Source organism: Microbacterium esteraromaticum (genome assembly GCF_900163815.1).
GTDB classification, from domain to species: domain Bacteria; phylum Actinomycetota; class Actinomycetes; order Actinomycetales; family Microbacteriaceae; genus Microbacterium; species Microbacterium esteraromaticum_B.
This window is the reverse complement of record NZ_FUKO01000019.1, coordinates 230,803-250,002: the sequence shown is the minus strand read 5'-3', so window position 1 is coordinate 250,002 and position 19,200 is coordinate 230,803. Positions and strand designations below refer to the sequence as shown.

Genomic DNA, 19,200 nt, shown 5'->3' with positions numbered 1-19,200 from the left:
TCCGAAATCCGCTCCCGGCGATAGCATCGGGAGGTGACCACGGCATCCTCGGCTCCGCAGCACGCACAGCGTGACGGCGGCCGCGGGCGCCTCTGGTGGGAGATCGCGATCGTGCTCGCACTCGGGCTCGGCCAGTCGGCGATCTATGCGATCGTGCAACTGGCGTACCGCCTGACTGACTCCACTCCCCTGGCCGACCAGACGACCACGCTCAATCCTTCACGCAGCGATCGCGAGATCTTCGACCTGATCTACCAGGTGCTGTCCATCGGGTTCAGCGTGGTGCCGGTGCTGCTGGTCTGCTTTCTGCTCTGGCAGTCGCGACGGCCGCATCTGGGCGCCCTGGGGCTCACCGGAGACAAGCCCGCTCGCGATATCGGGGGGGGCACGCTGCTGGTGCTCGTGATCGGCATCCCCGGCATCGGCCTGTACCTGCTGGGTCGCGCCCTGGGCTGGTTCGTGGCGGTGAACCCGGCGGGGCTCGACGCGCACTGGTGGACAGTGCCGATCCTGCTGCTCTCGGCGGCCCGCGCGTCGATCCAAGAGGAATTCATCGTGCTGGGCTACCTCTTCACACGGCTGCGCCAGCTGGGCTGGGGCACCTGGCCGATCATCATCGGCACGAGCCTGCTGCGGGCGAGCTACCACCTGTACCAGGGGCCCGGTGCCTTCGTCGGCAACTTCGCGATGGGGATGCTGTTCGGCTGGCTCTTTGCGAGGAAGGGGCGGCTGTTGCCGTTCCTGGTCGCGCACTTCCTGATCGACGCGGCCGCCTTCGTCGGCTACCCGTGGGCCGCGGCCACCTGGCCTGCCCTGTTCGGCCTGCCCGGCTAGCTTTCTCCCACCCGCCGTGCTCGCGCATGGAAACGGTCAGGGATTAGCGGGTCAGCGCGACGGCGGCGGCTGCCCAGATGAGCAGCGCGGCCAAGACGCCGATGGCCGTCCAGTCCCAGGAGCGCTCCACGCCCGCGTCGGTCTGCTGCGCCTCCGCGCGCTTCTTGCGCAGCGCGGCGATGCCGTCGTCGGATTCGGTGACTTCTTCTTTCACCCGACCCGGCGCGAGCCGACGGGGACGAGAGCGTGCAGGGCCGCCGAAGCAGCGCACGACGTGGCCGTCGTCGAGAGTGATCTCCAACTGCCAGCGCATGGTCACCTTGCTGACGCGCGACCACGGCATCCAGATGCGGCGCAGCAGATTCTGCACCTGCACGCCGCTCTCGTCCGCCCGCACATCAGAGCCCCACCCGGCGACATAGACCGCCCACAGCACGAGAAGCGGCCACGGCGCGAGCAGCAGCGCATTGCCTGTTCCCGACCGCACAGCGGCATCCACCAGCAGCGCGAGCGCCACGACGGCGCAAAAGATCAGCAGTACAAGCGAGCCCGTGGCGGGGAAGGCGCGCGGTGCGCGCCGCCCCGCCATCAGCTCACGCCGCCGAGCGGCAGCGATGCGCCGGGAATGGCGTCAAGCAGCCGTCGGGTGTATTCCTCACGCGGATTGCCGAAGATGTCGTCGACCGTCCCCTGCTCAACGATGCGGCCCTGCTCCATGACGCAGACCAGGTCGGCCGCCACACGGACGACAGCGAGGTCGTGCGTGATGAAGAGGTACGTCAGCCCCAACTCGCGCTGCAAGTCGGCGAGCAGGTGCAGAATCTGATCCTGCACCAGCACGTCGAGCGCCGACACGGCCTCATCGAGCACGACGATGTCGGGTTTCAGCGCCAGAGCGCGGGCGATCGCGACGCGCTGCCGCTGCCCGCCCGAGAGCTCATTCGGGTAGCGTCCCGCCAACTCTCGCGGCAGCGCCACCTGCTCCAGCAGATCCAACGCTCGCTGATGCTGCTCATCCTTCGTGCCGATGCCATGCACCTGCAATGGCTCGGTGATGAGGCTGCCGATGCTGCGCAACGGATCCAGCGAACCGTACGGATCCTGGAAAACCGGCTGCATGCGTCGACGCAGCTGGAAGATCTCGGCGCGCGACTTCGTACTGGTAGCGGCGCCATCGATCAGGATCTCACCGTCGGTCGGCTTCTCCAGCTGCAGCAGCATCTTCGCGACGGTTGACTTCCCGGAGCCCGACTCCCCGACCAGCGCGAGCGTCTTCCCGCGCGGAATCGAGAACGAGACGCCATCGACGGCGCGGAAGCGCTCCTGGCGCAGACCGCCCGAGCGGATCGAGTATTCCTTGACGAGATCACGCACCTCGACCACCGCCGCGGTTCCGGTCTCGGCAAGCGGAACTGCCGATTCATGCCCCGCTCCGATGCGCTTCGACGCGAGGCTGGGTGCCGCAGCGACCAGCCGCTGCGTGTACGGATGCTGCGGATTCGCGAGAATCTCCGCACTCGGACCGGCTTCGACGATCTCGCCCTGGTTCATCACAAGGATGCGGTCGGCACGCTCGGCTGCGAGGCCGAGGTCGTGGGTGATGAGCAGCACCGAGGTCCCCCGCTCGCTGGTGAGCGAGGCGAGATGGTCAAGGATCACTCGCTGCACTGTCACATCGAGCGCGCTGGTGGGCTCGTCTGCGATGAGCAGTTTCGGATCGGCCGCCAGGCCGATGCCGATCAGGGCACGCTGGCGCATACCGCCCGAGAACTGGTGGGGGAACTGATGCATCCGCCGTGCGGCGTCGGCGAGGCCCGCCTGCTGCAGCACCTCGATGGCACGATCGTTCACAGCCCGGCGGCCCTGGGCCAACCCGTTCGCACGAACCGCCTCCTTGACCTGGAAGCCGATCGACCACACCGGGTTCAGGTTCGACATCGGGTCCTGCGGCACATAGCCGATCTCACTGCCGCGAATGCGCTCCATGTCACGACGGCTCGCGCGCGTGAGGTCTTTGCCGTCAAGCGTGATCTGCCCATCGGTCACCTCACCGGTGCCGGGGAGCAGGCGGATGATGGCCGCCGCCGTGGTCGACTTTCCGGAGCCTGACTCGCCGACGATCGCAAGAGTCTCACCCGGAAAGATATCGAACGTCACGCCGTGCAGCACTTCGCGCGACTGCTTTCCACTGCGGAACGCGACCTTGAGGTCGCGCACGCTGAGAAGAGGTTCGCTCATCGCTTGGCCCTCGCCTTCGGGTCGACGGCGTCGCGCAGCAGCTCGCCGAGTGTGATGAAAGCCAGCACCGTCAACGTCAGCGCCAGCGACGGCCAGAACAGGGCCATCGGCGCGGTGCGAATGTTCGTCTGCGCCTGGCTGATGTCCAGGCCCCACGACATCGTGCTGCCGCCGAGACCGACCCCGAGGAACGAGAGAACCGACTCCGCGACGATCGCGCCCGCGAGAGCGAGTGTCGCCACAACAATGACCGGCGCCATCGAGTTCGGCAGTACGTGCGACAGCAGAGTGCGGAAGCGCGACAGGCCGACGGCCTCGGCCCCCATGACGAAATCGGACTGTTTGACCCGCAACACCTCGGCGCGCATGATGCGTGCTGTAGACGCCCAGGCGAACCCGCCGATGGCGAAGGCCAGCACGAATTCGTTGCGGTTCGGCAGCACCGACATCACGACGATGGCCGCGATGATGTACGGGATGGTGAAGAAGATGTCGCCGATGCGCGAGAGCAGCGAGTCGAGCCAACCACCGTAGAAGCCCGCGTAAGCGCCCATGATCATGCCGATGACGGTACTGATGATGGTGGCGAGCAGCCCGACGACGACCGAGGTTCGTGCGCCCCAGATGATTCGGGAGTACACGTCGCAACCCTGGCGAGTTAAACCCAGCGGATGGCCCGCTTGCGGACCACCATTGCTCTTCGAGAGAGTGCAGCCGTTGTTCGGTGCGACATTCGTGAACAATGAAGGAAACACCGCGACAACGATCACCAGCAGCACAAATGCCGCCGAGACCCAGAAGAGGGGCCTCGTGCGCAGATCGCGCCAGGCATCCAGCCAGAGGTTGCTGGGTTTCGCGTCAATGCGGACGACGTCGACCGGGATCGATGTCGTATCGACGGGAGCGACGAAGTGCTCCGCGCGTGCGTCAGGACGAGACATAACGAATCCTCGGGTCGAGCAGGCCGTAGATCAGATCCACGACGATGTTGATGAGCACATAGACGACGACGAACACAGTGACAAACGAGACCACCGTCGGATTCTCGCCGCGGATGATCGCCTGGTACAGCGTGTTGCCGACGCCCGGCACGTTGAAGATGCCCTCGGTCACTGTCGCGCCCACCATGAGCACTCCGAAGACGGTTCCCAGGTCGGTGACCATCGGGATGAGCGAGTTGCGGAGCACGTGCACGGGGATGACGCGGTTGCGCGACAAACCCTTGCCATACGCGGTTCGCACCCAGTCCTGGCCCAGCGTCTCGATCGTCGACGCCCGGGTCAGCCGCATGCTGGTGGCATACACGCTCACGCCGAGCACTATCGCCGGTAACCAGAGATCGCCCCAGTCGTTGTTGCCGCCCACAGTGGGTCTGAACCACCCGAGTTTCACGGCGAGGAAGTACTGGGCGAGGAAGGCCAGAACGAAGATCGGCACGGCGATGAAGACGAGCGCGACGACCAGCATCGAGTTGTCGAAGATGCCGCCCTTGCCGAGCGCCGAGAAGAGTCCGATAACGATCGCCAGCACAAAGGCAATGCCGACCGCCATGACGGCCAGGCGCAGCGTGACGGGGAACGTTCGCGCCAGGATGTCAGTCACCTGCTGGCCGGAGAAGCTCACGCCGAAATCGAACCGGAAGATGCCGGCGATGTAGTAGAAGTACTGCACGATAAAGGGCTGATCGAGGTGGTACTGCGCACGCAGTCGCTCGAGAAGCGCGGGGTTGGGCTGGCGGTCGCCGAACAGCGCGGCGATCGGATCGCCCGGCATGGCGAAGACCATGAAGTAGATCAGCAGGGTGGCGCCGAAGAACACGGGAACGGCCTGCAGGATCCGTTTGAGGATGTAAAGAGCCACCCTCGACCTCCATTCGGGTAGGAAGCACAGACGATGAGGCGGTGGTGTGGCACCACCGCCTCATCGTCTGCCGAGGGTTAGTTCTTCGTGATCTGCGTGTACAGCGGCACGGAGTTCCAGCCGAACTCGACGTTGTCGACATCCTTGCCGAATCCGCCGACGACGTTGGAGTACCACAGCGGAAGGGCCGGCAGGTCCTTCAGCAGAACTTCCTGCGCCTCCTGGAACAGCTTGTTCGCCTCGCCAGCGTCCGTCGCGGAGATGCCCTCCGAGAGCAGCTTGTCGAAGTCGGCGCTGGAGTAGTCGCCATCGTTCGAGCCCGCGTTGGTCGCATAGAGCGGTCCGAGGAAGTTGTACAGACCGGGGTAGTCGGCCTGCCATCCAGTGCGGAACGCCGTCGTGATGGTGCGGTCGGTGACCTTGCCGCGCAGTTCCGCGAAGGTCGGGTACGGAGCACCCGATGCCTCGATGCCGAGCGTGTTCTTGATCGAGTTCACAGTGGCGTCGACCCAGGCCTGGTGGCCTCCGTCGGCGTTGTACGCGATCTGGAACTCGCCGCTCCACGGGCTGATCTTGTCGGCCTCGGCCCACAGCTCCTTGGCCTTGGACTCGTTGAAGTCGAGCACTTCACTGCCCTCGAGCGAGTCGGTCCAGCCATCGATGACCGGCGAGGTGAAGTCGCTGGCCGGGGTGCGGGTGCCCTGGAAGATCACGTCAGTGATCTCCTTGCGGTTGATCGCCATCGAGAGCGCCTGACGACGCAGGTTGCCCTCTTCGCCGCCGAAGTGCTCGAGGCGCTCCGGGATGGTGAACGACTGGAAGATGGCCGCCGGCTGGTTGACCGCACGGTCGCCCAGGTCGGACTCGAAGTTTCCGAATGCCGAGTCAGGAATCGCGTCGAGAACGTCAAGCTGGTCGCCGAGCAGATCCTGGTAAGCGGAATCCTGCGAAGCGTAGAACTTGATGCTCAGGCCGCCGTTGGCGGGCTTGCGCGGGCCATCGTAGTCAGGGTTGACGACGAGGTCGATGCCCACATCGTGCTGCCAAGCGCCTTCGCCGTCGAGCATGTACGGGCCGTTGCCGATCGGGTTCTCACCGAATGCCTTGATGTCGTCGAATGCGACGTCAGGCAGCGGGTAGTAAGCCGAGTAGCCCAGGCGCTGCGCGAAGTCAGACGCGGGCTTGTTGAGCGCGATCGTGAACGTGTAGTCGTCGACCTGCTCAAGGCCGGTGAGCTCGGAGTCCTCGTCGTAGCTGAAGCCCTCGATGTCTTCGAAGAAGTAGCTGGAGAGCTGCTCGTTCGAGGCCAGCGCGCCGTAGTTCCACGCCTTGATGAAGTTGTCAGCAGTGACCTCTTCACCGTCGGTGAACTTCAGACCCTCGCGGATCTTCACCGTGAGGTGCTGCGGGTCGTCGACCGAGATGTCGTCGGCGACGTCGTTGAACACAGAGCCGTCTGCGGCGTACCCGATGAGCCCTGCGAACATCGCGTCGAGGATTTTTCCGCCACCGGTCTCGTTGGTGTTGGTGGGGATCAGCGGGTTCTGCGGCTCAGAGCCGTTGGCGGTGATGATCGCTGCGGCGTCACCGTCTCCACTGTTTCCGCTGTCGGGCTTGTCGTTATTGCTCGCGCAACCAGCCAGTGCCAGCGCACCGGCAGTGAGCAGACCCACCCCGGCTAGGGTGATCTTGTTTCGCTTCATTCGTGTCCTCCTGTGGACGGGGGGCAGGTACGTTCATCCCCGAACATACCGTGATGTATTGAGGCTAGACGGCCAGGGCACTGAACGACAGGTCTGTTAATCAACCGTTACTGAGCAGAGACCTTCGAGCAGTGCCCGGCCGCGTGGACAGCCGAATCTAGGCGAACGCCTCGATCGGCGGGCAGGCGCACACGAGGTTCCGGTCGCCATAGGCCTGGTCGATCCGGCGCACCGGCGGCCAGTACTTCGTCATGATCAGCTCGCGCACGGGGTACGCGGCATCTTCACGGGTGTACGAGTGATCCCACTCCCCCGAGATGAGGCTGGCCGCAGTGTGCGGAGCGTTCACCAGGGGGTTGTCATCAGACGGCCACATGCCCGCTGCCACAGCATCCGCCTCGGCTTTGATCCTGATCATCGCATCGATGAACCGATCGACCTCCTCGAGGTCCTCGGACTCCGTCGGCTCGACCATCAGCGTGCCCGCAACCGGGAAAGACATGGTCGGCGCATGGAAGCCGTAGTCGATGAGTCGCTTGGCGACGTCGTCGACAGTGATGCCGGTTGCCTCCTTGAGCGGACGCAGGTCGAGGATGCACTCGTGCGCGACGCGACCCTGCTCACCGGTGTACAGCACCGGGTAGTGGTCGCCCAGGCGCGCTGCGACGTAGTTCGCCGACAGCACGGCCGCGGCCGTGGCCTGACGCAAGCCTTCCGCGCCCATCATCCGGATATACGACCATGAGATCGGCAGGACGCCGGCGGAGCCGTACGGCGCGCCGGAGACGGCGCCGCCCTCGAACACGTAGCCGCCCGCGTGGTCGTCCTTCTGCGCCAGCGGGTGGCCCGGGAGGAACGGTGCGAGGTGAGCCTTCGCCGCGACCGGCCCGACACCGGGGCCGCCACCGCCGTGCGGGATCGAGAACGTCTTGTGCAGGTTGAGATGCGAGACGTCGCCCCCGAGATCACCAAAACGGGCATATCCGAGCAGCGCATTGAGGTTGGCGCCATCGACATAGACCTGACCGCCGGCTGCGTGCACCGCGGCGTTGATCTCGACGACCTGCTCCTCGTAGACGCCGTGGGTCGACGGGTACGTGATCATCAGCGCAGACAGCGCATCAGCATGCACTTCGATCTTCGCGCGCAGGTCATCGAGGTCGACGTTGCCGAGCTCGTCACACGCGACGACAACGACCTTCATGCCCGCGAGCACCGCAGATGCCGCGTTCGTGCCGTGCGCAGACGACGGAATCAGGCACACGGTGCGCTGATCATCGCCGTTCGCGAGGTGATAGCCGCGTATCGCGAGCAGACCGGCGAGCTCGCCCTGCGAGCCGGCGTTCGGCTGCAGCGAAACCGCGTCGTAGCCGGTCACCTCGGCGAGCCAGGCCTCGAGCTGGTCGATCATTGCCAGCGACCCCTCGACGTCCTCGCGCGGGGCGAACGGATGCAGCTGCGCGAACTCCGGCCAGGTGATCGAGGCCATCTCGGTCGCGGCGTTCAGCTTCATGGTGCACGAGCCCAGCGGGATCATGCCGCGGTCGAGCGCGTAGTCGCGGTCGGCCAGCTGCTTGAGATAGCGCATCATCGCCGTCTCGGAGCGGTGCGAGTGGAAGACCGGGTGAGTGAGGTACTCGTCCTCGCGCAGCAGGCTCTCCGGCAGCGCGCCGGTCGAACCCGCACCGAAGAAGCCGAAGACGCGCTCCTCCTTGCCGCCGAAGAGCAGCGCGGTGCGATGCAGATCGGTGAAGGTGGTTGTCTCGTCGACCGCGATGCCGACGGTGTCGGCGTCGACCAGCCGCAGCAGGATGCCGGCGCCATGCGCGCGTTCGACGATCGCAGCGGCTTCGCCTTCGACACGGACGTTCAGGGTGTCGAAGAAGTCCTCGTGCACGACGGATGCTCCGGCATCAGCGAGCCAGTCGCGCAGCAGCGCCGCCTTGCCGGCGACCTCCGCCGCGATCGCACGCAGCCCATCCGGCCCGTGATAGACGGCGTACATCGACGCCATCACGGCAAGCAGCACCTGCGCGGTACAGATGTTCGACGTGGCTTTCTCGCGGCGTATGTGCTGCTCGCGGGTCTGCAGCGCAAGGCGATACGCGGGGTAGCCACTGGCATCCTGCGAGACGCCGACAAGGCGACCAGGCAACTGGCGCTCGAGTCCTGCGCGCACCGCCATGTACCCCGCGTGGGGGCCGCCGAAGCCCATCGGCACGCCGAAGCGCTGTGTGGTGCCCACCGCCACGTCGGCGCCGAGCGAACCTGGCGAGCGCAGCAGCGTGAGAGCGAGCAGGTCGGCGGCGACGATGGCGATGCCGTTGGCGACATGAGCCGCGTCGATCACGGCGCTCGGGTCCCAGATGCGACCGGATGCGGCGGGGTACTGCACGAAGACACCGAACAGTTCGGCCGGCAGTTCTTCTCCCGCGGCGAGGTCGCGCTCGATGAGCTCGATGCCGACGGCATCCGCACGGGTGGCAAGCAGTGCCTTCGTCTGCGGCAGCGCATCAGCGTCGACGACGAAGACGTTGTTCTTCGCCTTCGAGGCGCGACGGGCGAGCAGCATCGCTTCGGCGACGGCCGTCGATTCATCGAGCATCGACGAGTTCGCGGTCGACAGACCTGTGAGGTCGGAGACCATCGTCTGGAAGTTGATCAGCGCTTCCAGACGCCCCTGCGAGATCTCGGGCTGGTAGGGCGTGTAAGCGGTGTACCACGACGGGTTCTCGAGGACGTTGCGCTGGATCACGCTCGGGGTGAAGGTGCCGTAGTAGCCGAGGCCGATCATGGCCCGGTTGACGGTGTTGCGCGAAGCCAGCTCGCGCAGTTCAGCGAGCGTCTCGGCCTCCGAAGCCGCAAGCGGGATGCCCGATTCGCCCGATTCGGTGAAGATCGAGTCCGGCACCGCTTGGCGCATCAGCTGCTCAAGCGGGTCTACGCGGTCTTCGGCCCCTTCGATCGGCTGGTCAGGTGAGTGTGTCAGACCGAGCGCATCCAGCATCCGCTGTTCGGCGTCGGCAGTGATTCCGATATGACGGTCGGCGAAAGCGGTCACTCTCAGCCTTCCGTGATGGCGACGTAGCCGTCGCGGTCGAGCAGTCCGTCGAGCGCGCCGTCGGCGACCTCGACCTTGATCAGCCACGCATCCTCGAACGGCGAGGCGTTCAGCAGAGCCGGGTCATCGACGACGGCCTCGTTGATCTCGGTAACGGTTCCCGCGACGGGTGAGTACAGCTCTGAGACCGACTTGGTCGACTCGGCCTCGCCGAACACGTCACCGCGGCTGAGCTCGGTGCCGACTTCGGGCAGCTCGACGAAGACGATGTCGCCGAGGGCGTTCGCTGCGAAGTCGGTGATCCCGATGGTCACGGTCGCGCCGTCGGACGCGATCCACTCGTGCTCTTCGCTGTACTTGAGGGTGCTGAGATCGGTCATTTCTTCCTCCGGTAGAAAGGCAGTGCGGTCACGGTTGCGGGGATCTTGGTGCCCCGCACATCAAGGAAAAGCTCGGTACCCGCTTCGGATGAGGCGGGGTCGATGAAGGCCATCGCGATGGGATGGCCGAGAGTCGGGCTGAGAGCACCGCTGGTGATCTCGCCGAGCACGGTGCCGTCTTCTGCGACGACAGGGTATCCGGCACGGCCGGCACGACGGCCTTCGGCGGTGAGACCGACGAGGACCCGGGAATCGGATGCTGCCGCCACCGCGTCTTTGCCGACGAAGCGCTCCTTGTCGGCAGCGACCACGCGGCCGAATCCGGCCTGCGCGGGCTTGATGTCGCGCGAGAGTTCGTGGCCGTACAGCGGCATTCCTGCTTCCAGGCGCAGGGTGTCGCGGGCGGCGAGGCCGGCAGGAACCAAGCCGTGCGGCTCTCCCGCAGCGAGCAGGTCGTCCCACAGCGCAGCGGTGTCCGCCGCGCTCACGAGCAGTTCGAAGCCGTCTTCACCGGTGTAGCCGGTGCGGGCGAGCAGCAGCGGCTTGCCGTTGTAGGTGGCGCTCGCCCACGAGTAGTACTTCTGCTCGGACCAGGGAGTGCTGATCTCTTCGATGCCGTCCGTCGCCGCGAGGATCATCTCAGCGGCTGGGCCCTGCACGGCGATCAGACCGTATGCGTCTGAGACGTCTTCGACAGCGACTGCGTGCGATCCACTGATGAATCCGAACGAGCCGTCGTCGCCCAGGACATCGGCAGTCGCGGCGAACACGACGGGGCGGATCCGCGTAGCCAGCGCCTCGGCGACAGCATCCCGGTTCCCGGCGTTGGAGATGATGAGAAAGCGGTCGTCCCCTAGTCGGTAGACGATGACGTCGTCGATGATGCCGCCGTCTTCGGCGAGCAGCAGCGAATACTTCGCTTTGCCGATCGCCATGGTCGACAGGCGGCCTGCCAACGCGTAATCGAGGTACTCGGCGGCCTTGGGCCCGTCGACGAGGAACTCCGCCATATGCGAGATGTCGAACAGGCCAGCGGCTGCACGCACGGCGTGGTGCTCGGCGAGGTCGGAGGTGTAACGCACCGGCATCTGCCAGCCGCCGAAATCGGTGAAGGATGCCCCGAGTGCCTCATGGCGCTCGCGGAGCGGGGTGTAACGGGGTTCGGTCACGGAGTTCTCCCGGTCAGGATCGGGCAAACGACACCTGTGTCGTCTTCGGAACTCCCCCTCTGTCATCGGGCCTGAGAGTTTCGCTCTTCGGCGGACTCACGGAGCCATCGAAAAGAGCTTTCACCGTCGGCGGATGCGGAAGCATCGCTTTTCAGAGCGGCCGGACCGGAGCGGTATGGATACCTGAGAGATTGGCGGGGAGGCTTGCTCCTTCGGTGCCCGGTCGCATTCACCGGGCTCTCCCGCACAGGTCGTACGGCCTGTGTTCAGTTATGCCTACATGATAGCCGCCGGACAGCCGGAATGCCGACCGCATATGCTCGGGGATGTGACAGGAGACCATCCCGAGCTCGACGCCATCCGGGTCGCCGTTTCGACAGTCATCTTCTCGCTGCGCACAGCACCGGACGGCGATCGGCTGATGCTGTCGCTGGTGCGTCGCACGCGTGCTCCACATCAGGGTTCGTGGGCGCTGCCGGGCGGTTGGCTCGACCCGACCGAGAATCTGGATGCTGCGGCATCCCGCACTCTCGCAGAAACCACGGCGCTGAAGCCTGCCTATCTCGAACAGCTCTACACCTTCGGCGATGTCGACCGGGCCCCCACTCGTGCCATCGCCATCGTCTACTGGGCGCTGCTGCGCTCGGACCTCGTCGATGCGCAGCGCGCGGCATCCGGCGCCCCGGAGAACGTGGAGTGGTTCGATGTGGATGAGCTGCCAGCGCTCGCCTTCGATCACCATCGCATCGCCGACTACGCGCTGTGGCGTCTGCGGAACAAGGTCGGTTACAGCCGGATCGCCGCGGGTCTGCTGCCGGATGAGTTCACGCTGACCGAGCTGCGCGAGGTCTACGAGGCTGTGCTCGGCAGGCGCTTGGATCCCTCGAACTTCCGTCGCCTGCTGGAGGGCTCAGACGAACTCATCCCGACGGAGTCGTTCCGCACCGGCAAGCACCGCCCGGCCCGTCTGTACCGGTACTTGGCGAGCGACTGAGCCGCCGGCTCCGCCCTAACCCTTTCTCCCCCGCACGGATGCAGGGAGAAAGTACGGATGCAGGGCGACACGCCGCGAAACCTCTCGTCAAGCGTTCAGACTCCCTGCATCCGTGCTGAGGGAGAGCGGATGCCGGACAGCAGATTGCAGTTCTGGTCACAGTGACATAATCTGGCACCACGCACAGTAAGTGTCGAAGTGACCAGAAGGCGGCTGCAATGCCAACGTCCACTCTCCCCCTCATCCACACCTCGGTCGACGCCTCGGTCGATCACGCGATTCAGGCGATCGTGACCGGCGCTTCGACCGAGTCGACCTGCTCAACCGACCTCGCCGCTGGTCCGTGGGATTTCGATACGCGCCCCGGCTACGGCCCGGGCTCCTCGATGGGCGATGTCATTCCCACCGGAGCCCCGCGTCAGGGCGAGCTTCCTGCTGCGTACCGCGAAGCCTCTGAAGAAGACCTCGAGGCGCGCATCGTCGCGGCGAAGCAGACCCTCGGCGACCGTGCCGTCGTGCTCGGACACTTCTACCAGCGTGAAGAAGTGGTGCGGCACGCCGACTACGTGGGCGATTCCTTCCAACTGGCGAATGCTGCCCTCGAGCATCCGCATGCCGAGGCCATCATCTTCTGCGGCGTGCACTTCATGGCCGAGACGGCCGATCTTCTCTCCCAGCCCGAGCAGTCGGTGATTCTGCCGAATCTCGCGGCCGGATGCTCGATGGCTGATATGGCTGACATCGATCAGGTCGAGGACTGCTGGGAGCGGCTCGCCGACGTGCTCGGGCCGCTCGACCAGCCGGATGCTGATGGCCTGGTACCAGTCATCCCCGTCACCTACATGAACTCCTCCGCGGCGATCAAGGGCTTCGTCGGCCGGCACGGCGGCATCGTCTGCACCTCGTCGAATGCGCTCACCGTGCTGGAGTGGGCCTTTGCCCGTGGTCACCGTGTGCTGTTCTTCCCCGATCAGCACCTCGGTCGCAACACTGCCAAGGCGATGGGTGTGCCGCTGTCGCAGATGCCGATGTGGAATCCGCGCCGGCCGCTGGGCGGCTCCAGCGCCGACGAGCTGCAGGACAGTCGCGTCATCCTCTGGCACGGGTTCTGCTCGGTGCACCGGCGCTTCACCGTCGACCAGATCGAACAAGCGCGCAGCGAGCACCCCGGGGTACGCGTGATCGTGCACCCCGAGTGCCCGATGGAAGTGGTGGATGCCGCTGACGAGTCGGGCTCCACCGAATACATCCGCCGTGCCATCGCCGAGGCCACCGAACCGACCACGTTCGCGATCGGCACCGAGATCAACCTGGTGCGGCGCCTGGCTGCGCAGCATCCGCAGCACAAGATCTTCTGCCTCGACCCAGTGGTCTGCCCATGCTCGACGATGTACCGCATCCACCCCGGGTATCTGGCCTGGGTGCTGGAAGAGCTCGTCGCCGGAAAGGTGCAGAACCGGATCCAGGTGTCGGACGACGTGGCGAAGCCCGCACGCGTCGCTCTCGAGCGGATGCTGGCGGCCAAGCCCCGATGAACCCGGCCCCGATGAAGGTCCTCGTCGGCGGAGCCGGCATCGCCGGACTCGTCACGGCGATGCGCGCACACGCGATCGGGCACGACGTCGAGGTGCTCGTCAAAGGCGTGCTGGGCGATGGCTGCACGGCGCACGCGCAGGGCGGAATCGCCGGGGCGTACGGACCGGGCGACTCGGCCGCACTGCACGCACTCGACACGATGCATGCCGGCAACGGCCATGGCGATGCCAGGGCGATCGCAGCGCTCGTAGACGGAGCCACTGCCGCAATCGCAGCGCTCGTCGACAGCGGTACGCCTTTCGACCGCACGCATGACGGCGCACTCGCCCTCGGTCTCGAGGCGGCGCACAGTCTGCCGCGCATCGCGCACGCCGGCGGCGATGCCACCGGGGCGGCTATCTCGCAGGCGCTGATCACCCGGTTGCGCGCCACGACGGCGCGCGTGCGAGAAGGCGCGTTCGCGACCGATCTGATCATCGAGAACGGTCGGGTGTGCGGCATCCGCTCGCTGGACGGTACCGAACATCGCGCGGATGCCGTCGTGCTCGCCACTGGCGGCGCCGGGCAGCTGTTCTCGCATACGACGAATCCCGCAGAGATCACCGGCGATGGCATCGCGATGGCGCTGCGCGCCGGCGCGCTCGTCGACGATCTGGAATTCGTGCAGTTCCACCCGACGGTGCTGGCCGGAGACGAACCGTTCCTGATCTCCGAGGCAGTACGCGGTGCGGGCGCCGTGCTGGTGGATGCCGACGGTCGGCGGTTCATGCTCGATGAGCATCCGGATGCCGAACTCGCACCGCGTGACGTCGTCGCCCGCGCTGTCGCACAGCGCGCGCAGGAGCACGGAATGCCGGTGCTGCTGGATGCGACCGCTCTGGGCGGCTCGGCTCTGGCGCAGCGGTTTCCGACCATTGACGCCGAGCTGCGTCGCCGCGGAATCGATTGGTCCCACGTGCCGGTGCCGATCACGCCCGCCGCGCACTACCTGATGGGCGGGGTGGTCACTGACATCGATGGCCGCACCTCGCTGCCGGGCCTGTGGGCCGTCGGCGAGACTGCCCGCACCGGGGTGCACGGCGCCAATCGCCTCGCCTCGAACTCGCTGCTGGAGGGTGCTGTCTTCGGTGCCGGCGCGGCTGAATCGCTCGCAGTGGCCACTGCCTCGCCGTTCCGGTCGCGATCCGTCCCGCCCGACGCGTCGGGATGCGGGACGAATTGCGACCGGAACGTGGACGTGCCGCCGTTTTCGCGGCGAGCGCTGCAGCAGCTGATGTGGGAGCGGGTGGGGCTGCGTCGCGAAACCGCGGGGCTCGAAGAGGCAGTCGCGACGTTGGAAGAGTGGCAGGGATCGTCGCACTCGGCTGCCGACCCCGTCACCGCTCAAGAAGACGCCAATCTGCTTGCGGTCGCGCATGCCATGGCATCCGCTGCTCTGCGCCGCACCGACTCACTCGGTGCGCATTTTCGCGCGACCGCCGACTCGCCCGCCCTGATCGGAGTCTCATGATCACACCCGCCACACTGCACCGCGCTGTCGCCGCCGCCCTCGAGGAAGACGCACCGTGGGGTGATATCACCAGCACCGCACTGCTGCCAGCGGATGCTGAGGCCACCGCCGATCTCGTCGCGCGCGAGAACGGCGTCTTCAGCGGTGGTGATGTCTTCGCCGGCGCCTTCGCGCTCACCGATCCCGCCGTGCGGGTCGACCTGCATTTCGCCGACGGCGACCGGTTCAGCACGGGCGACGTGCTGGCCTCGGTGGTCGGCAATGCGCGCAGCATCCTCACCGCCGAGCGCGTCGCGCTGAACTTCACCCAGCGCATGACCGGGATCGCGACCCTCACCGCGGCCTACGTCGATGCGGTCGCCGGCACGGACGTGCGCATCGCCGATACCCGCAAGACGACACCGGGGCTGCGGGAGTTCGAGCGGCATGCCGTCGTGTCGGGCGGCGGAAGCAACCATCGGCGGTCGCTGTCGGATGCCGTGATGGCCAAGGACAATCACCTTGCCGTGCTTCGTCAAAGCGGGCAGGACTTGGCCGTCGCCCTTCGAGACGCTCTCAGCCGGCTTCCGCATACGACGCACGTGATCGTCGAGGTCGACCGGCTCGACCAGATCGCAGCTGTGCTCGACGGCGGCGCCGACACGGTGCTGCTCGACAACTTCTCACCCGAGCAGCTGCGCGAGGGCGTGGGACTCATCGCCGGTCGTGCAACGGCCGAAGCTTCGGGTGGAGTGAACCTCGACACTGTGCGCGCGATCGCCGAGACTGGCGTGCAGGTCATCTCGGTCGGCGCGCTCACGCATTCCGCCCGCGCACTGGATCTGGGCCTCGACCTGCGGATCCGCTGACGTGCTCTATCTCGACCACGCTGCCACGTCTCCGGTGCGCCCGGAGGTGCTCGCGGCGATGCAGCCCTATCTCACCGGCGTGTACGGCAATCCCTCCAGCCATCACACGGTCGGCGAAGCTGCCGCCGAGGCGTTGGAATGGGCACGCACCCGCGTCGCCGCCTCGCTGGGCATGCGCGCGGGCGACGTGATCTTCACCTCCGGCGGCACCGAGTCGAACAATCTCGCCGTGAAGGGCATCATGCTCGGAGCACTCCAGGTCGACAGCGCACGCCGTCACGTGATCACCACGCCGATCGAGCACGAGTCGATCCTGGAATCCGTGGACTACCTGCGCCGCCTGCATGGAGTGCACGTCACGAAGCTGCCGGTGGACGCGTGCGGAGTGGTCGCCGCTGGCGATCTGGTCGCGGCCCTGGAGCGCAGGGATACCGCGAGCTCCTCCCCCGCGCTGGTGAGCTTCAGCCACGCGAACAACGAGGTGGGCACCGTGCAGGATGCCGCGGCGCTCATCGCCGCCGCACGCGCGCACCGCGTACCGGTGCATGTGGATGCGGTCCAGTCGGCGGGTTGGCTCGACCTGCGCGAGCTCGGGGCCGATGCGATCTCGATCGCCGGCCACAAGCTCGGCACCCCCAAGGGCATCGGCGCACTCGGCGTGCGTTCACGCGTGCCGGTGGAGCCGCTGCTGCACGGCGGCGGGCAGGAGCGCGGTCGCCGCAGCGGCACCGAGAACGTCGCAGGGGCAGTAGCGCTGGCGACCGCGCTGGACCTCGCCGAGGCGGAGCGTCAACAGTATGCGGATGCCATCGCCGCCGCGACGCAGGAGTTCATCGGCACTGTGCTCGCGACTGTCCCCGGTGCTGCGCTGACCGGCTCTCCCGACCATCGGCTGCCGAACCTCGCCAGCTTCACTTTCGCAGCCGTCAGCGGCGAAGCAGTGCTGCTCGAGCTCGAACGCCGTGGTGTCATCTCATCGAGCGGCTCCGCGTGCGCGGCCGGCAGCGATGAACCGTCCCCCGTGCTGCTGGCCCTGGGTGTTCCCGCCGCCACCGCGCAGACAGCTGTGCGCTTCACGTTCGGACGCACGCCGCTGCCTGCGGAGTCGCCCGCGCAGCTGGCATCCCTTGTCGCCGCCTCCGTCACGGCGGTCGCCTGAGAACCTGCATGAATCAGAGATCAGAGGCGTCGACGCCGATGCGTGATGCGGCGATCTGCTGCGCCGCGAGTTCTGCATAGAGGCCGTTTCTCGCGATCAGCTCGGCATGCGCCCCGGACTCCACGATGCGTCCGTGCTCGATGACATGAATCACGTCGGCCGACGCGATCGTCGACAGGCGGTGCGCGATCGTCAGAGTCGTGCGGCCCCTCGAAGCAGCATCCAGGGCCTCCTGCAGCACCCGCTCCGAGACCGTGTCCAGTGCCGAGGTCGCCTCATCGAGCAGCAGCACAGGTGGGTCCTTCAACAGCACCCGGGCGATCGCGATGCGCTGCTTCTCGCCGCCCGAGAGCCGGTAGCCGCGCTCCCCCACCACGGTGTCGTAGCCGTGCTCGAAACCAGCGATGACGTGGTGGATGTTCGCGGCGCGGCACGCGCGCTCGAGCTCTTCGTCCGTGGCATCCGGTTTCGCGTAGCGCAGATTCTCGCCGATGGTCGCGTGGAAGAGATAGGTCTCCTGCGACACGATGCCGATCTCGTCGATGATCGACTCGTGTCGCAGCTTCTTCACGTCTTCGCCGGCGAAGCGCACCACCCCGGCGACCGCCTCGTAGAACCGCGGGGCGAGATACAGCACTGTCGTCTTGCCTGCCCCCGACGGCCCGACGAACGCGACGTGGCTCCCGGGGTCTGCCGTGAAAGAGATGCCGTCAAGGGTGGGTCGCGCATCGGGTCCGGCATCCGGGTATCGGAAGACGACGTTCTCGAACTCGATCCGGCCACGAGGGCCTGGGGCGTCCGACGCATCGATCGCATCGGGCGCATCGCTGATCTGCGGAACCATGTCGAGGTACTCGAAGATGCGCGCGAACAGCGCCGCGGATGTCTGCACGTCCAGCGCCACGCGCATGAGCCCCATGAGCGGCATGAGCAGACGGGCTTGCACGGTGGTGAAGGCGACGATGGCGCCCGCTGTGATGTCGGGAGCACCGCCGCTGAGAAAGAATCCGGCGACCAGGTAGATGACCGCGGGCACGCTCGACATCAGCACCTGCACGACGGCGAAGAACCCCTGGCCGCTCATGGCGCGCTTGATCTGCAACCGCACCTGGTTGCCGTTCTCGCTCCGGTACCGCACAGACTCCGCGCGCTGGCGGTTGAACGATTTCGACAGCAGGATGCCGGAGACGCTCAACGTCTCCTGCGTGATGCTCGTGAGCTCGGAAAGCGACTCCTGCGTCTCGGCGGCGATGCGCGCACGCACCTGGCCGACGCGGCGCTGCACGACGACGAGAAACGGCATGAGCGCGATGGCGATGAGCGTGAGTCGCCAATCGATGAGGATCATCGCCACCAGCGAGGCGATCACGGTGACGGTATTGCCGAGGATGCTGGTGACCGTGTTGGTCAGCACTCCCGCTACACCCCCGACGTCGTTCTGCAGGCGCGATTGGATGACACCCGTCTTGGTCCGCGTGAAGAAGCCCAGTTCCATCGACTGCAGGTGGTCGAACAGCCGCACCCGCAGATCACCGGTGACCTCGTTGCCGACCGTCGACGTGAGCCAGGTCTGCGCCACGCCCAAGACCGCCGACAGCAGGAAGAGCCCGACCATAATGCTCACGAGCAGGATGAGCAAAGGCATCTCCGGGCTCGCGGAACCAGCCGGGAACAGCGCATCATCGAACACCCTCTGCACCAGCAACGGCGGGATCACAGCGACACCTGCCCCGACGACGACCAGCAGCGCGGTGATGCTCAAGCGCACCCGGTACGGGGTGAACAGCGAGACCACTCGCTTCCCGAGGCCCGCGATCTTCGGCGCTTCAGCGTTGCGCTGCCGCTGCGCGCGCTCGTCGACACCGCGGAATCCCGGGACTCCCCCGCCGCGCGGGCCACCCATGCTCA

Annotated in this window: 15 protein-coding genes and 2 riboswitches; of the genes, 6 read left to right on the top strand and 9 right to left on the bottom strand. The window is 66.4% G+C overall.

Features of this window, described 5'->3' with window-relative positions; genetic code table 11:
• The first annotated feature begins 33 nt into the window (after positions 1-33).
• Entirely contained in the window at positions 34-834 is an 801-nt protein-coding gene (locus FM104_RS06665) for a CPBP family intramembrane glutamic endopeptidase (RefSeq protein WP_087130658.1), read from the top strand.
• A gap of 43 nt (positions 835-877) precedes the next feature.
• Here the strand turns inward: FM104_RS06665 and FM104_RS06660 are convergent, their stop codons facing one another.
• From FM104_RS06660 to gcvT, 8 genes are all read right to left on the bottom strand, one after another.
• A complete protein-coding gene (locus tag FM104_RS06660) occupies positions 878-1,423 on the bottom strand; it encodes a PH domain-containing protein (RefSeq protein ID WP_087130657.1) in 546 nt (181 codons plus the stop codon).
• Positions 1,423-3,072, bottom strand: a complete 1,650-nt coding sequence (locus tag FM104_RS06655; RefSeq protein WP_087130656.1) for an ABC transporter ATP-binding protein — start codon at positions 3,070-3,072, stop codon at positions 1,423-1,425. Before FM104_RS06655 ends, FM104_RS06660 begins: the two co-directional genes overlap by 1 nt.
• Complete coding sequence (locus FM104_RS06650) at positions 3,069-4,013, bottom strand: ABC transporter permease (protein WP_087130655.1); 945 nt, start codon at positions 4,011-4,013, stop codon at positions 3,069-3,071. The genes FM104_RS06655 and FM104_RS06650 overlap by 4 nt, the downstream gene beginning before the upstream one ends.
• A complete protein-coding gene (locus FM104_RS06645) occupies positions 4,000-4,932 on the bottom strand; it encodes an ABC transporter permease (protein ID WP_087130654.1) in 933 nt (310 codons plus the stop codon). Before FM104_RS06645 ends, FM104_RS06650 begins: the two co-directional genes overlap by 14 nt.
• Positions 4,933-5,009: 77 nt before the next feature.
• Complete coding sequence (locus FM104_RS06640; RefSeq protein WP_087130653.1) at positions 5,010-6,635, bottom strand: peptide ABC transporter substrate-binding protein; 1,626 nt, start codon at positions 6,633-6,635, stop codon at positions 5,010-5,012.
• 157 nt (positions 6,636-6,792) lie between these two features.
• Positions 6,793-9,642, bottom strand: a complete 2,850-nt coding sequence (gene gcvP, locus FM104_RS06635) for an aminomethyl-transferring glycine dehydrogenase (protein ID WP_373407841.1) — start codon at positions 9,640-9,642, stop codon at positions 6,793-6,795.
• Positions 9,643-9,698: 56 nt separating this feature from the next.
• The gene (gene gcvH / locus FM104_RS06630; protein ID WP_087130651.1) at positions 9,699-10,076 is read right to left on the bottom strand and encodes a glycine cleavage system protein GcvH; all 378 of its coding nucleotides are present in this window, start codon (positions 10,074-10,076) and stop codon (positions 9,699-9,701) included.
• Positions 10,073-11,245, bottom strand: coding sequence for a glycine cleavage system aminomethyltransferase GcvT (gene gcvT / locus FM104_RS06625; RefSeq protein ID WP_256971548.1), 1,173 nt, complete (start codon positions 11,243-11,245; stop codon positions 10,073-10,075). Before gcvT ends, gcvH begins: the two co-directional genes overlap by 4 nt.
• A 52-nt stretch (positions 11,246-11,297) precedes the next feature.
• A riboswitch (glycine riboswitch) is annotated at positions 11,298-11,405 on the bottom strand.
• Between the two features lies 1 nt (position 11,406).
• A riboswitch (glycine riboswitch) is annotated at positions 11,407-11,500 on the bottom strand.
• Between the two features lie 73 nt (positions 11,501-11,573).
• Between gcvT and FM104_RS06620 the strand changes: the two genes are divergently transcribed.
• The 5 genes from FM104_RS06620 to FM104_RS06600 all read left to right on the top strand — a co-directional run bounded on the left by FM104_RS06620 (position 11,574) and on the right by FM104_RS06600 (position 17,292).
• Entirely contained in the window at positions 11,574-12,239 is a 666-nt protein-coding gene (locus FM104_RS06620; protein WP_256971547.1) for an NUDIX hydrolase, read from the top strand.
• 218 nt (positions 12,240-12,457) lie between these two features.
• On the top strand, positions 12,458-13,774 hold the full coding sequence (gene nadA / locus FM104_RS06615) for a quinolinate synthase NadA (RefSeq protein WP_087130648.1): 1,317 nt from the start codon (positions 12,458-12,460) through the stop codon (positions 13,772-13,774).
• 11 nt (positions 13,775-13,785) lie between these two features.
• The gene (gene nadB, locus FM104_RS06610) at positions 13,786-15,285 is read left to right on the top strand and encodes an L-aspartate oxidase (protein WP_087131166.1); all 1,500 of its coding nucleotides are present in this window, start codon (positions 13,786-13,788) and stop codon (positions 15,283-15,285) included.
• On the top strand, positions 15,282-16,133 hold the full coding sequence (gene nadC, locus FM104_RS06605) for a carboxylating nicotinate-nucleotide diphosphorylase (RefSeq protein ID WP_087130647.1): 852 nt from the start codon (positions 15,282-15,284) through the stop codon (positions 16,131-16,133). The genes nadB and nadC overlap by 4 nt, the downstream gene beginning before the upstream one ends.
• A 1-nt stretch (position 16,134) precedes the next feature.
• A complete protein-coding gene (locus FM104_RS06600) occupies positions 16,135-17,292 on the top strand; it encodes a cysteine desulfurase family protein (protein WP_087130646.1) in 1,158 nt (385 codons plus the stop codon).
• Between the two features lie 13 nt (positions 17,293-17,305).
• On the opposite strand, the gene FM104_RS06595 is transcribed toward FM104_RS06600, so the two are convergent.
• On the bottom strand, positions 17,306-19,195 hold the full coding sequence (locus FM104_RS06595; protein WP_087130645.1) for an ABC transporter ATP-binding protein: 1,890 nt from the start codon (positions 19,193-19,195) through the stop codon (positions 17,306-17,308).
• Positions 19,196-19,200 lie beyond the last annotated feature (5 nt).